Genomic DNA, 12,815 nt, shown 5'->3' on the forward strand with positions numbered 1-12,815 from the left:
TCTACGAGCGGTTCATTCGCACGACCATGACCCAGAACAACAACTTCACCACTGGCCGTGTCTACGAACACGTACTGCGCAAAGAGCGCCGTGGTGACTACCTGGGTGCAACCATCCAGGTGATTCCGCACATCACCGACGAAATCAAGCGCCGCATCATCAAGGGTGCCGGTGACGCTGACGTGGCAATGGTCGAGATCGGTGGCACCGTCGGTGACATCGAGTCGCAACCGTTCCTCGAAGCCATCCGCCAGCTGCGTTTCGAAGTCGGCGCCAAGCGCGCGATGCTGATGCACCTGACGCTGGTTCCGTACATCGCCACCGCTGGCGAGACCAAGACCAAGCCAACTCAGCACTCGGTAAAAGAATTGCGTTCGATCGGCCTGCAGCCAGACGTGCTGGTGTGCCGTTCCGATCATCCGATCGACATCTCGTCGCGTCGCAAGATCGCTCAGTTCACCAACGTTGAAGAACGTGCGGTGATCGCGCTGGAAGACGCCGATACCATCTACAAGATCCCGGGCATCCTGCACTCGCAGGGTCTGGACGATTTCGTTGTCGAGCGTTTCGGCCTGCAGTGCGGCAGCGCTGACCTGTCCGAGTGGGAAGCGGTGGTTGACGCCAAGCTGAACCCGGAACACGAAGTGACCATCGCCATGGTCGGCAAGTACATGGAGCTGCTGGACGCCTACAAGTCGCTGATCGAAGCGATGAGTCACGCCGGCATCAGCAACCGTACCAAGGTCAACCTGCGCTACATCGATTCCGAAGACATCGAGAACCAGGGCACTGCGCTGCTCGAAGGTGTCGACGCGATCCTCGTACCAGGCGGCTTCGGTCTGCGCGGCGTGGAAGGCAAGATCACTGCCGTTCAGTACGCTCGTGAAAACAAGGTTCCATACCTGGGTATCTGCCTGGGCATGCAAGTGGCGGTCATCGAGTTCGCTCGTAACGTCATGGGCTGGAAAGACGCCAACTCCACCGAGTTCGACCGCGCCAGTGGCCACCCGGTTGTCGGCCTGATCACCGAGTGGGAAGACGCCACCGGTGCAGTCGAAGTGCGTACTGAAACCTCCGATCTGGGCGGCACCATGCGTCTCGGCGCTCAGGAATGCCTGCTCGAAGCCGGCTCCAAGGTGCACGATTGCTACGGCAAGGACGTGATCGTCGAACGTCACCGTCACCGTTACGAAGTGAACAACAACCTGCTGCCACAAATCATCGAAGCCGGCCTGAAGATCTCCGGTCGCTCCGCTGATGCAGCCTTGGTTGAAGTGGTTGAAGCAGCGGATCATCCATGGTTCGTCGCTTGCCAGTTCCACCCTGAGTTCACCTCGACACCACGCGATGGCCACCCGCTGTTCAGCGGTTTCGTCAAGGCTGCGTTGGCTCAACACCAGAAGAAGGCGTAACCCGATGGCACAGAAGATCATCCGCGTCGGCGACATCGAGATTGCCAACGACAAACCCATGGTGCTGTTCGGCGGCATGAACGTGCTGGAAAGCCGCGACATGGCCATGCAGGTTTGCGAAGAGTACGTGAAGGTCACCGAAAAACTCGGTATCCCTTACGTGTTCAAGGCCAGTTTCGACAAGGCCAACCGGTCTTCTGTGAATTCGTACCGTGGCCCTGGCCTGGAAGAGGGCATGCGCATCTTCCAGGACATCAAACAAGCCTTCGGCGTGCCGATCATCACCGACGTCCACGAGCCCGATCAGGCTGCGGTCGTCGCTGAGGTCTGCGACATCATTCAACTGCCGGCCTTCCTGTCGCGCCAGACCGATCTGGTCGTCGCGATGGCCAAGACCAATGCAGTGATCAACATCAAGAAAGCCCAGTTCCTCGCGCCTCAGGAAATGAAACACATCCTGAACAAGTGCGTGGAAGCGGGTAACGATCAATTGATCCTCTGCGAGCGTGGTTCGAGCTTCGGCTACAACAACCTCGTGGTCGACATGCTCGGCTTCGGCATCATGAAGCAGTTCGAGTACCCGGTATTCTTCGACGTGACCCACGCGCTGCAAATGCCTGGCGGTCGTTCCGACTCCGCCGGCGGTCGCCGTGCGCAGGTTCTGGATCTGGCCAAGGCGGGTATGAGCCAGTCGCTGGCGGGTCTGTTCCTCGAAGCACATCCGGATCCGGACAACGCCAAATGCGACGGCCCTTGCGCCTTGCGTCTGGACAAACTGGAGCCATTCCTGGCCCAGCTCAAAGCTTTGGACGAACTGGTTAAGAGTTTTCCGACGGTAGAAACCGCGTAAACCTCAATTCTCCGGTAAAGTACCGCACGATTTGTCGCTCATGCCCTCGGGCATGAGCGTTATCGTCTGCAAGTCTGCCCGCTGCACACCCCTTGCCGACGGTAAAAAGATTTCCTCTAGCTGCGTCGTTTTCGTCAACTTTGGAGTGTTTACAACAATGGCAAAAATCGTCGACATCAAAGGTCGTGAAGTTCTCGACTCCCGTGGCAATCCACCGTGGAAGCGGACGTGCTTCTCGACAACGGCATCATCGGCAGCGCTTGCGCGCCGTCCGGTGCATCCACTGGCTCGCGTGAAGCGCTCGAGCTGCGTGATGGCGACAAGAGCCGTTACCTGGGCAAGGGCGTGCTCAAAGCGGTAGCCAACATCAACGGTCCGATCCGCGATCTGCTGCTGGGCACTGACCCAAGCGACCAGAAAGCCCTGGATCACGCGATGATCAAGCTCGACGGTACCGAAAACAAAGCGACCCTGGGCGCCAACGCCATCCTCGCCGTGTCCCTGGCTGCGGCCAAGGCTGCTGCGCAGGATCAGGACCTGCCGCTGTACGCACACATCGCCAACCTCAACGGCACTCCGGGTGTTTACTCGATGCCGGTACCGATGATGAACATCATCAACGGTGGCGAGCACGCCGATAACAACGTCGATATCCAGGAATTCATGGTTCAGCCGGTTGGCGCCAAGTCTTTCTCGGAAGGTCTGCGCATGGGCACCGAGATTTTCCATCACTTGAAAGCTGTGCTGAAGGCCCGTGGCCTGAGCACTGCCGTTGGCGACGAAGGCGGTTTTGCACCGAACCTGGCGTCCAACGAAGACGCACTGAAAGTGATCTCCGAAGCTGTGGCAAACGCCGGTTACAAGCTGGGCACCGACGTGACCCTGGCACTGGACTGCGCGGCGAGCGAGTTCTACGAAGACGGCAAGTACAACCTGTCCGGCGAAGGCCAGGTGTTCACCGCTGAAGGTTTCGCTGACTACCTCAAAGGCCTGACCGAACGTTATCCGATCATCTCGATCGAAGACGGTCTGGACGAGTCCGACTGGGCTGGCTGGAAGATCCTCACAGACAAGATCGGCGAGAAGGTTCAACTGGTAGGCGACGACCTGTTCGTGACCAACACCAAGATCCTGAAAGAGGGCATCGATAAAAACATCGCCAACTCGATCCTGATCAAGTTCAACCAGATCGGCACCCTGACCGAAACCCTTGAAGCCATCCAGATGGCCAAGGCTGCCGGTTACACCGCCGTGATCTCGCACCGTTCGGGCGAAACCGAAGATTCGACCATTGCCGACCTGGCTGTGGGCACCTCGGCTGGCCAGATCAAGACCGGTTCGCTGTGCCGTTCCGACCGTGTTTCCAAGTACAACCAACTGCTGCGTATCGAAGAGCAGTTGAATGGCAAGGCCAAGTACAACGGTCGCTCCGAGTTCCGCGGCTAAGTTGTAAATGGTAAAAAGACACCGGATTGTGTCGGAAAAGTCGTGACAGCGATGGATTTGCCACTAATCTGATGCCTTATATGCACAAGCCTGGATCTTCCAGGCTTCGTGCTATCAGATGCTTCAAAGTTTTGGCGTGGCTGTCTTTTTTCACTGGATACCTGATATTCGATGCGCAGTCCTTACTGGTTGTTTCTCGTTTTGCTCTTGCTGCTGGCCGGTCTGCAGTACCGCCTGTGGGTGGGCAATGGCAGTCTGGCGCAGGTCGCCGAGCTGAATCAGCAGATTGCTGATCAACATGCCGAGAACGAAGGTTTGCTGGAGCGCAACCGAGTGATGGACGCTGAAGTCAGCGAGTTGAAAAAAGGCATGGAGACCGTTGAAGAGCGGGCTCGTCACGAGCTGGGCATGGTCAAGGACGGCGAAACCCTTTACCAGTTGGCCCAATGATCAATTCCCTTCCGGCCTTCTGGGCCGTGATTCCTGCCGCGGGCGTCGGTGCCCGAATGGCCGCGGACCGTCCCAAGCAATATCTGCAACTGGGCGGGCGCACAATTCTCGAACACAGCCTCGGCTGTTTCCTCGATCACCCGAGCCTCAGGGGTTTGGTGGTCAGTCTTGCGGTTGATGATCCTTACTGGCCGAACCTGGCGTGCGCGGGCGACTCGCGTATTCAACGGGTTGAGGGCGGGGCCGAGCGTTCCGTCTCGGTGCTCAATGCCTTGCTGCATTTGCATGCGCAGGGTGCCGATGACGAGGATTGGGTACTGGTGCACGATGCCGCACGGCCCAACCTGAGTCGCGAAGATCTCGACAAGTTACTTGATGAACTGGCAGATGACCCTGTGGGCGGTTTGCTTGCGGTGCCGGCCCGTGACACGTTGAAACGGGTCGACAAGCACGGCCGGGTGGTGGAAACCGTCGATCGCAGTGTGATCTGGCAAGCGTACACGCCGCAGATGTTTCGCCTTGGTGCGTTGCATCGGGCGTTGGCGGACAGTCTGGTGGCGGATGCGCTAATTACTGATGAAGCATCGGCGATGGAGTGGGCGGGGCTGAAGCCGCGCCTGATCGAAGGGCGGGCGGATAACCTCAAGGTCACCCGGCCGGAAGATCTTGAATGGTTGCGGCAGCGTTGGGCGAATCGCCGCTAAAAGATCAAAAGATCAAAAGATCGCAGCCTTCGGCAGCTCCTACATGGGTTCGCATGCCTTTGTAGGAGCTGCCGAAGGCTGCGATCTTTTGCTTTTCAACCTCGATATTCCGGCCGCTCAGCCAACCCCACCTTCAAAAAATCCACCAACTTGCGCACCTTCGGCGACAAATGCCGTTGTTGCGGATACAACGCCCACACCGCCGTATTCGGCGGCATATGTGCCTCCAGTAACGAAATCAGCGCGCCATTGTGCAAATGCTCGAGCACGTAATAATCCGGTAACTGACACAGCCCGACCCCCTGCAACGCCGCATCCAGCACCGCCTGCCCACTGTTGCAACGCCAGTTGCCCTGCACCCGCTGGGAAAATTCTCGCCCGTTCTGTTCAAGCTGCCAGATGTCCGAGCTGCCAATCAGGCAATTGTGTCGGCTCAGTTCCGACAAACTGTGTGGGCGCCCATACCTTTCCAGGTAGGACGGCGACGCGCACAGATACATGCGCCGTGGCGCAAGTCGGGTGGCGACCAAACGCGAATCCTGCAGACGACCCAGGCGAATCGCCAGATCCAGCCCTTCATGCACCAGATCGAGTTGGCGATTGCTCAGCTCGATATCGATGCGCAGCTGCGGATACAGTCCCATGAAGCGTGTGACCAGCGGCACGATAAACCGCTCGCCATAGGCCACCGCACAGGTCATGCGCAGCATGCCTTTTGGTTCGCTGGTCAGGTCGCCCACCGCGCGCAAGGCTTCCTCGCGACCATCCTGCAAGCGTTGGCAATGTTGCAGAAAGGTTTGCCCGGCCTCAGTCAGTGTCACGCGACGGGTACTGCGATAAAGCAGACGCGTCTGCAAACGCTCTTCGAGTCGGACGATTTGGCGACTGACGTGCGAGGAGGAAACCCCAAGACGTTCCGCGGCGGCGGTGAACTGGCTGCATTCGGCGACGGCAACAAACTCGTCGATGCCTTCCCAGCGATTTTCGGACATCAAGATTATCCCTGTATGGCAATAATGTTTTGCTTTTGTCAGGATTATTCATCAACTCGCGCTGAACTACACTGGCGGTCTGCTTTTTTATTCAATGGATTCACTGGAGAGTCAGCATGATCAAGTCGCGCGCCGCCGTTGCCTTCGAGGCCAAGAAGCCGCTGGAAATCGTAGAAGTCGACGTCGCCATGCCCAAGGCCGGCGAAGTATTGCTGCGCGTGGTGGCTTCCGGGGTTTGCCACACCGACGCCTACACCCTGTCCGGCGCTGACCCGGAAGGCATCTTCCCGTCGATCCTTGGTCACGAAGGCGGTGCCATCGTTGAGGCCATCGGCGAAGGCGTAACCTCGGTTGCCGTTGGCGATCACGTCATTCCGCTGTACACCCCGGAATGCGGCCAGTGCAAATTCTGCAAGTCGGGCAAGACCAACCTGTGTCAGGCGATTCGCGCGACTCAGGGTAAGGGCTTGATGCCAGACGGCACTTCGCGCTTTTCCTACAAGGGCGAAACGATTTTCCACTACATGGGTACTTCGACGTTCTCGGAATACACGGTGCTGCCGGAAATCTCCGTAGCCAAGATCTCCAAGGATGCGCCGCTGGAAAAGGTCTGCCTGCTGGGTTGCGGCGTCACCACCGGTATCGGTGCGGTGCTCAACACCGCCAAGGTCAAACCGGGTGACACCGTGGCCATCTTCGGCCTCGGCGGTATCGGTTTGTCTGCAGTTATCGGTGCAGTCAAAGCCAAGGCTGCGCGCATCATCGCCATCGACATCAACCCGGCCAAGTTCGAGATCGCCAAGCAGCTCGGTGCCACCGATTGCGTCAACCCGAAAGATTTCGATCGTCCGATCCAGGAAGTGATCGTCGACATGACCGATGGCGGCGTCGACTTCTCGTTCGAGTGCATCGGCAACGTGCAACTGATGCGTGCAGCGCTTGAGTGCTGCCACAAAGGTTGGGGCGAGTCGGTGATCATTGGTGTAGCCGGTGCCGGCCAGGAAATCGCTACCCGTCCATTCCAGTTGGTCACCGGCCGCGTCTGGCGCGGGTCGGCGTTCGGCGGCGTACGCGGCCGTACTGAGTTGCCAAGCTATGTCGAGATGGCGCAAAGCGGCGAGATCCCACTGGATACTTTCATCACCCACACCATGGGCCTGGAAGATATCAACAAGGCATTCGACCTGATGCACGAAGGCAAGAGCATTCGTACCGTCATTCATTTCTAAAAGCAGCGCCAAGCAGCAAGCTTCCAGCTGCAAGTCAGGGCGCTTTTGCCTTTTCTTGAAGCTCGAAGCTTGCCACTTGCAGCTGGGAGAATCCCATGAATCTGGAAAACATCTCCTGTCAGAAAAGTTTTGGCGGCTGGCACAAACGCTATCGCCACCGCTCCGACGTACTCGGTTGCGACATGGTGTTTGCCGTGTACTTGCCACCGCAGGCGGAGCAGGGCGGCAAACTGCCGGTGCTGTACTGGCTGTCAGGGCTGACCTGCACCGATGAAAACTTCATGCACAAAGCCGGCGCGATGCGCATGGCGGCTGAACTCGGGCTGATCATCGTCGCCTCGGACACCAGTCCGCGCGGTGCCGATGTACCCGGCGATCCGGATGGTGCATGGGATTTCGGTCTCGGTGCCGGCTTCTATCTGAATGCCACCCAGGAGCCTTGGTCGCGGCACTATCGGATGCATGACTATGTCGTGCAGGAATTGCCTTCGCTGGTTGAAGCGCATTTTCCCGCGTCCGACAAACGCAGCATCAGCGGCCACTCCATGGGCGGCCACGGTGCATTGGTCTGTGCGCTGCGCAACCCGGGGCGTTACCAATCGGTGTCAGCGTTTTCGCCGATCGCCAACCCGATGGATTGCCCGTGGGGCCAGAAGGCATTTTCGCGTTTTCTGGGCGAAGACCGTTCGAAGTGGAAGGAGTGGGATGCCTGCGCGCTGATCGCCGAAACGCATGAAAAATTGCCGCTGTTGGTCGATCAAGGTGATCGCGATGACTTTCTTGAAAAACAGCTCAAACCCGAAGCCCTGCAACAAGCGGCAAAACAGGCGGGTCATCCGCTGGAACTGCGCCTGCAACCGGGCTACGACCACAGCTATTTCTTCATCTCAAGCTTCATAGACGACCACTTGCAGCATCACGCACGCGCCCTGCGCGGTTAATGCAGGTAGAATCACGCCCTGACAAAAATCGGGGCGTTTTTTTTATGCGTATTGGCCACGGCTACGATGTGCACCGTTTCGCTGAAGGCGATTTCATTACTCTGGGCGGCGTGCGCATTGCACACGGCTTCGGGCTGCTCGCTCATTCCGACGGTGACGTCCTGCTGCACGCCTTGAGCGATGCCTTGCTCGGCGCTGCGGCGCTGGGTGATATCGGCAAACATTTCCCGGACACCGACCCGCAATTCAAGGGCGCCGACAGCCGTGCGCTGCTGCGTCATGTGGTCGCGCTGATCCACGCAAAAGGCTGGAAAGTCGGCAACGTCGACAACACCATCGTTGCCCAGGCGCCAAAAATGGCCCCGCATATCGAATCGATGCGCGCGTTGATCGCGGCGGATCTTCAAGTTGAGTTGGATCAAGTGAACGTGAAAGCTACCACCACCGAAAAGCTTGGCTTTGTCGGTCGCGAAGAAGGCATCGCCGTGCACTCCGTTGCCTTGTTGCTGCGCGCATGAATGAACTGCAATTGCTCGGCCCGCGTGCCTATGGTGAACCCCTCGGCACTGCGGTACTGAAAGCCATCGCTGAAGATTTTCAGGTGGATGAAGTCCTCGACATCCCGTTCAGCGGCGATGGCGAACATTTGTGGATCTGGGTCGAAAAGCGTGGCCTGAACACGGAAGAAGCGGCGCGGCGTATCGCCAAGGCTGCCGGTGTGCCATTGCGCACCGTCAGCTATGCCGGGCTCAAGGATCGTCAGGCCTTGACCCGTCAGTGGTTCAGCGTGCAACTGCCGGGCAAGGCTGATCCGGATTTGTCGGCGGCGGAAAACGACACGCTGAAGATCCTCAAGACCACTCGCCACAAGCGCAAGCTGCAACGCGGTGCGCACTCGGCCAACGGATTCACTTTGCGCCTGACCCAGTTCGCGGGCGACAAAGACGCGATTGAACAACGTCTGCAACTGATCGCCCAGCAAGGCATTCCCAATTATTTCGGCGCCCAGCGTTTCGGCCATGACGGCGGCAACGTCGTTGATGCGCGTGGGTGGGCGGCGCGCAAAGCCTTGCCGGAGCAGCGCAATGTGCGTTCGCGCCTGCTGTCGACGGCGCGCAGTTTTCTGTTCAATAAGGTGCTGGCGGCGCGTGTTGCCGATGGCACCTGGCAGCAAGCGCAGGTCGGTGATCTGCTCGCGTTCACCGACAGTCGCAGCTTTTTTCCGGCCGGTGAAGCTGAGTGCAGCGATCCGCGTCTGGCTATTCTCGATCTGCACCCGACTGGCCCGCAGTGGGGCGAAGGTGACTCGCCCACCGCAGGCGCTGTCCATGAACTGGAGCAGGGGATCGCCGCCGGTGAAGCCGAGCTGCGAGATTGGTTGATTCACGCCGGCATGAGCCACGAACGTCGCATCCTGCGGCTGCCCATTGGCGGGTTGACGTGGCATTATCCCCAGCCTGACATTCTGCAACTGGAATTCGTCCTCCCGGCCGGATGCTTTGCCACCGTATTGGTGCGCGAGCTCGTTGATCTGGTGCCGGTGGGGCAGACGGACAGCCCATGCGTATTCTGATTTCTAACGACGATGGGGTAACCGCACCCGGTCTCGCCGCGCTTTATGCTGCGCTGGCGGATTACACCGAATGCGTGGTTATCGCCCCGGAGCAGGACAAAAGCGGCGCCAGCAGTTCGCTGACGCTCGACCGTCCGTTGCACCCGCAATACCTGGCCAACGGCTTTATCAGCCTCAACGGCACCCCGACCGACTGCGTACATTTGGGCCTCAACGGCTTGCTGGAGCGCGAGGCGGACATGGTGGTTTCCGGGATCAACCTCGGGGCCAATCTGGGCGATGACGTGTTGTATTCCGGAACCGTCGCGGCAGCGCTCGAAGGGCGCTTCCTCGAACGTCCGTCGTTTGCCTTCTCGCTGGTCTCACGTCAGGTGGATAATCTGCCGACAGCGGCGTACTTCGCGCGCAAACTGGTCGAGGCCCACGCCGGGCTCGATCTGCCGCCGCGCACGGTGCTCAACGTGAACATTCCCAATCTGCCGATCGACCACATTCGTGGCATCCAGCTGACCCGTCTCGGCCATCGCGCCCGTGCGGCGGCGCCGATGAAAGTGGTCGATCCGCGCGGCAAGGCCGGGTACTGGATTGCTGCTGCCGGCGATGCCGAAGATGGCGGCCCGGGTACCGACTTTCACGCGGTGATGCAGGGTTATGTGTCGGTCACGCCGTTGCAGCTCGATCGCACCTTCAACGACGCCTTCAGAAATCTTGATGGCTGGCTGGAGGGACTGCGCTGATGGCCCGTGAACACGAAGACCGACTGCGCAGCGGGATCGGCATGACCTCTCAGCGCACCCGCGAGCGCCTGATTCAGCGTCTATATGAAGAAGGCGTGTCGAACGCCAAGGTGCTGGAAGTCATCCGCCGCACGCCGCGTCACCTGTTCGTCGATGAGGCGCTGGCCCATCGCGCCTACGAAGACACGGCGCTGCCGATCGGCAACAACCAGACAATTTCCCAGCCTTATATGGTGGCGCGCATGAGCGAGCTGCTGCTGGAGGCGGGGCCGCTGGATAAAGTGCTGGAGATCGGCACCGGGTCCGGGTACCAGACGGCGGTGTTGTCGCAACTGGTCGAACGGGTGTTCTCGGTGGAGCGCATCAAGGTGCTGCAGGATCGCGCCAAGGAACGCCTGGTCGAATTGAACCTGCGCAACGTGGTGTTTCGCTGGGGCGATGGCTGGGAGGGCTGGCCAGCGCTGGCGCCGTACAACGGCATCATCGTCACGGCCGTGGCCACTGATGTGCCGCAAGCGTTGCTCGATCAACTGGCACCGGGCGGGCGCATGGTGATTCCGGTCGGCGCCGGAGAAGTGCAGCAACTGATGCTGATCGTGCGTGAAGAACACGGCTTTTCCCGGCATGTTCTCGGTGCCGTTCGCTTCGTGCCTTTGCTCAATGGGCCACTGGCCTGAGCATTTGTTTGCAGGCGCTGAATTCCTTTCGTTCGCCCGGGTCTTACTCCGGCAGCGATGGTTTAAACGCAGCAGAGTGTCAACTTGCAAACGTGTGCGCGAAGCGATTTCGCTTCATTAAAGGTAAAGCCGATTCGGCCCGTTATACTTGCGACACCTCATGCCGACATCCGGCATTCCATTTTTCAGCCACCACAAAGGGAGCGGCGGGTGAGTCTCACAGTCATTGCGCAGCGTATGGGTAACACGAGCTTTCAGCGCCTGGTGACTGGCCTTGTCTTGAGCACCTTGCTGGTGGGTTGCTCCAGCACCAAATCAAACAATGTTCGCGTGGTCGATCGCAATAACGCAGTCGCCCAGCGACCTGTGGTAACGACCGGGCAATACGTAGTCCGTCCGGGCGATACGCTGTTTTCGATCGCATTTCGCTACGGCTGGGACTACAAAGCCCTCGCTGCCCGGAACAATATTCCTACGCCGTATACGATCCATCCGGGTCAGACAATTCGCTTCGATGGTCGCACCGGTTCAACGTCGACGGCCGTGGTGAGCAACGCCGGTTCTGCGCCTTCTTCGTCCAGTAAAACCACGGTAATCCGGCGCCAGGCAAATGGCACGACGACCACGACAACCACCGGTTCTGCGGGGGCTGCACCGTCCGTCGCCAACAAGCCAGCGCCTGCTCCACTGCCTCCTGCCGGCCCAGCCCCGACCGGCTGGGGATGGCCATCTAATGGCATTCTGATTGGAAAATTCTCTTCAAACGGTAGTTTGAATAAAGGAATTGATATCGCCGGGGATTTGGGACAGCCTGTTTTAGCTGCGTCTGATGGGACGGTGGTATACGCCGGGAGTGGCTTAAGGGGCTACGGCGAATTAGTCATCATCAAACACAGCGAAACCTACGTCAGTGCCTACGGCCATAACCGCAGGCTGTTGGTTCGGGAGGGACAGCAGGTCAAGGTCGGACAGACAATTGCCGAAATGGGGTCAACGGGTACAGACCGGGTGAAACTGCATTTTGAGATTCGCCGCCAAGGTAAACCTGTAGATCCGCTGCAGTTCCTGCCAAGACGTTGATTTGTAAGCCAGCCTGTTCCGTCACGTAGAGGGGACAGGCTCCAGCGCTGCCAAGGATAAAGGCGTCGCTTGAGCTTGGGGTCGAACTCACCAAAGGACTATAACAATGGCTCTCAGTAAAGAAGTGCCGGAGTTTGACATCGACGATGAGGTTCTCCTTATGGAGACCGGCATCGATTCGGATTCTTCGATGTCGAATGATGAAGGGGCTGCTCCACCTTCCGTTCGTTCCAAATCCAAACACTCCGCTTCACTTAAACAACACAAGTACATCGACTACACGCGGGCACTTGATGCCACGCAGTTGTATCTCAACGAAATCGGCTTTTCCCCATTGCTCTCCCCGGAAGAAGAAGTTCATTTTGCGCGCTTGTCGCAAAGTGGCGATCCCGCCGGGCGCAAGCGCATGATTGAAAGTAACCTGCGGCTGGTGGTCAAAATCGCCCGGCGTTACGTCAATCGGGGGCTGTCGCTGCTGGATCTGATCGAAGAGGGCAACCTCGGATTGATCCGCGCGGTGGAAAAATTCGATCCCGAGCGCGGCTTCCGCTTCTCGACCTACGCGACCTGGTGGATTCGTCAGACCATCGAGCGCGCGATCATGAATCAGACCCGGACCATCCGGTTGCCGATCCATGTGGTCACGGTACGCGAGGGGGTCCGGCGGGCGGGTCGGGTGCGGTGGGCGGCGCGGGGGGGGTCGGGGGGGGGGGGGGGGGGGGGG

13 protein-coding genes and 1 pseudogene are annotated in these 12,815 nt (G+C 59.0%); 13 read left to right on the forward strand and 1 reads right to left on the reverse strand.

Annotation, left to right across the window (positions count from 1 at the left end; translation table 11 throughout):
* The 5 genes and pseudogenes from ACIPZE_RS21050 to ispD all read left to right on the forward strand — a co-directional run.
* A partial coding sequence (locus ACIPZE_RS21050) for a CTP synthase (protein ID WP_400775055.1) occupies positions 1 to 1,412 on the forward strand: 1,412 nt, incomplete at its 5' end.
* A 4-nt stretch (positions 1,413 to 1,416) separates the two neighbouring features.
* Positions 1,417 to 2,262 (forward strand): 3-deoxy-8-phosphooctulonate synthase, encoded by an 846-nt coding sequence (kdsA, locus tag ACIPZE_RS21055; RefSeq protein ID WP_129389830.1) that lies wholly within the window; start codon positions 1,417 to 1,419, stop codon positions 2,260 to 2,262.
* A gap of 157 nt (positions 2,263 to 2,419) precedes the next feature.
* Positions 2,420 to 3,708 (forward strand): annotated as a pseudogene (eno, locus tag ACIPZE_RS21060) (phosphopyruvate hydratase).
* A gap of 171 nt (positions 3,709 to 3,879) precedes the next feature.
* The gene (ftsB, locus tag ACIPZE_RS21065) at positions 3,880 to 4,158 is read left to right on the forward strand and encodes a cell division protein FtsB (RefSeq protein WP_007908838.1); all 279 of its coding nucleotides are present in this window, start codon (positions 3,880 to 3,882) and stop codon (positions 4,156 to 4,158) included.
* Complete coding sequence (ispD, locus tag ACIPZE_RS21070; RefSeq protein ID WP_400775058.1) at positions 4,155 to 4,862, forward strand: 2-C-methyl-D-erythritol 4-phosphate cytidylyltransferase; 708 nt, start codon at positions 4,155 to 4,157, stop codon at positions 4,860 to 4,862. Before ftsB ends, ispD begins: the two co-directional genes overlap by 4 nt.
* Before the next feature lie 95 nt (positions 4,863 to 4,957).
* Here the strand turns inward: ispD and ACIPZE_RS21075 are convergent, their stop codons facing one another.
* Entirely contained in the window at positions 4,958 to 5,854 is an 897-nt protein-coding gene (locus ACIPZE_RS21075; RefSeq protein WP_400775060.1) for a LysR substrate-binding domain-containing protein, read from the reverse strand.
* Positions 5,855 to 5,970: 116 nt separating this feature from the next.
* On the opposite strand from ACIPZE_RS21075, the gene ACIPZE_RS21080 reads away from it, so the two are divergent.
* From ACIPZE_RS21080 to ACIPZE_RS21115, 8 genes are all read left to right on the forward strand, one after another.
* Positions 5,971 to 7,083 carry an S-(hydroxymethyl)glutathione dehydrogenase/class III alcohol dehydrogenase gene (locus tag ACIPZE_RS21080; RefSeq protein ID WP_283437512.1) on the forward strand — a complete coding sequence of 371 codons (1,113 nt, stop codon included), beginning with the start codon at positions 5,971 to 5,973 and terminating at the stop codon, positions 7,081 to 7,083.
* Positions 7,084 to 7,178: 95 nt separating this feature from the next.
* Positions 7,179 to 8,024: an S-formylglutathione hydrolase gene (fghA, locus tag ACIPZE_RS21085; protein WP_400775063.1), complete on the forward strand. Its 846-nt coding sequence runs from the start codon at positions 7,179 to 7,181 to the stop codon at positions 8,022 to 8,024.
* 44 nt (positions 8,025 to 8,068) lie between these two features.
* The gene (ispF, locus tag ACIPZE_RS21090; RefSeq protein ID WP_020795989.1) at positions 8,069 to 8,542 is read left to right on the forward strand and encodes a 2-C-methyl-D-erythritol 2,4-cyclodiphosphate synthase; all 474 of its coding nucleotides are present in this window, start codon (positions 8,069 to 8,071) and stop codon (positions 8,540 to 8,542) included.
* Positions 8,539 to 9,597: a tRNA pseudouridine(13) synthase TruD gene (truD, locus tag ACIPZE_RS21095; RefSeq protein ID WP_400775066.1), complete on the forward strand. Its 1,059-nt coding sequence runs from the start codon at positions 8,539 to 8,541 to the stop codon at positions 9,595 to 9,597. The genes ispF and truD overlap by 4 nt, the downstream gene beginning before the upstream one ends.
* A complete protein-coding gene (gene surE, locus ACIPZE_RS21100) occupies positions 9,585 to 10,334 on the forward strand; it encodes a 5'/3'-nucleotidase SurE (protein ID WP_283437509.1) in 750 nt (249 codons plus the stop codon). Before truD ends, surE begins: the two co-directional genes overlap by 13 nt.
* Positions 10,335 to 10,375: 41 nt before the next feature.
* The gene (locus tag ACIPZE_RS21105) at positions 10,376 to 11,011 is read left to right on the forward strand and encodes a protein-L-isoaspartate(D-aspartate) O-methyltransferase (protein WP_174823965.1); all 636 of its coding nucleotides are present in this window, start codon (positions 10,376 to 10,378) and stop codon (positions 11,009 to 11,011) included.
* A 210-nt stretch (positions 11,012 to 11,221) separates the two neighbouring features.
* Entirely contained in the window at positions 11,222 to 12,091 is an 870-nt protein-coding gene (locus ACIPZE_RS21110) for a peptidoglycan DD-metalloendopeptidase family protein (RefSeq protein WP_129389854.1), read from the forward strand.
* A gap of 106 nt (positions 12,092 to 12,197) precedes the next feature.
* The coding region (locus ACIPZE_RS21115) for a sigma-70 family RNA polymerase sigma factor (protein ID WP_400775068.1) at positions 12,198 to 12,815 on the forward strand (618 nt) is incomplete at its 3' end.

Source organism: Pseudomonas sp. NPDC089741 (assembly GCF_044748825.1).
In the GTDB taxonomy this organism is placed as follows: domain Bacteria; phylum Pseudomonadota; class Gammaproteobacteria; order Pseudomonadales; family Pseudomonadaceae; genus Aquipseudomonas; species Aquipseudomonas helmanticensis.

Excerpts from the sequence above, each read along its gene's own strand:
- kdsA (WP_129389830.1), top strand. The coding sequence starts at position 1,417 with ATGGCACAGAAGATCATCCGCGTCGGCGACATCGAGATTGCCAACGAC.
- ftsB (WP_007908838.1), top strand. The coding sequence starts at position 3,880 with ATGCGCAGTCCTTACTGGTTGTTTCTCGTTTTGCTCTTGCTGCTGGCC.
- ispD (WP_400775058.1), top strand. The coding sequence starts at position 4,155 with ATGATCAATTCCCTTCCGGCCTTCTGGGCCGTGATTCCTGCCGCGGGC.
- ACIPZE_RS21075 (WP_400775060.1), bottom strand. The coding sequence starts at position 5,854 with ATGTCCGAAAATCGCTGGGAAGGCATCGACGAGTTTGTTGCCGTCGCC.
- ACIPZE_RS21080 (WP_283437512.1), top strand. The coding sequence starts at position 5,971 with ATGATCAAGTCGCGCGCCGCCGTTGCCTTCGAGGCCAAGAAGCCGCTG.
- fghA (WP_400775063.1), top strand. The coding sequence starts at position 7,179 with ATGAATCTGGAAAACATCTCCTGTCAGAAAAGTTTTGGCGGCTGGCAC.
- ispF (WP_020795989.1), top strand. The coding sequence starts at position 8,069 with ATGCGTATTGGCCACGGCTACGATGTGCACCGTTTCGCTGAAGGCGAT.
- truD (WP_400775066.1), top strand. The coding sequence starts at position 8,539 with ATGAATGAACTGCAATTGCTCGGCCCGCGTGCCTATGGTGAACCCCTC.
- surE (WP_283437509.1), top strand. The coding sequence starts at position 9,585 with ATGCGTATTCTGATTTCTAACGACGATGGGGTAACCGCACCCGGTCTC.
- ACIPZE_RS21105 (WP_174823965.1), top strand. The coding sequence starts at position 10,376 with ATGACCTCTCAGCGCACCCGCGAGCGCCTGATTCAGCGTCTATATGAA.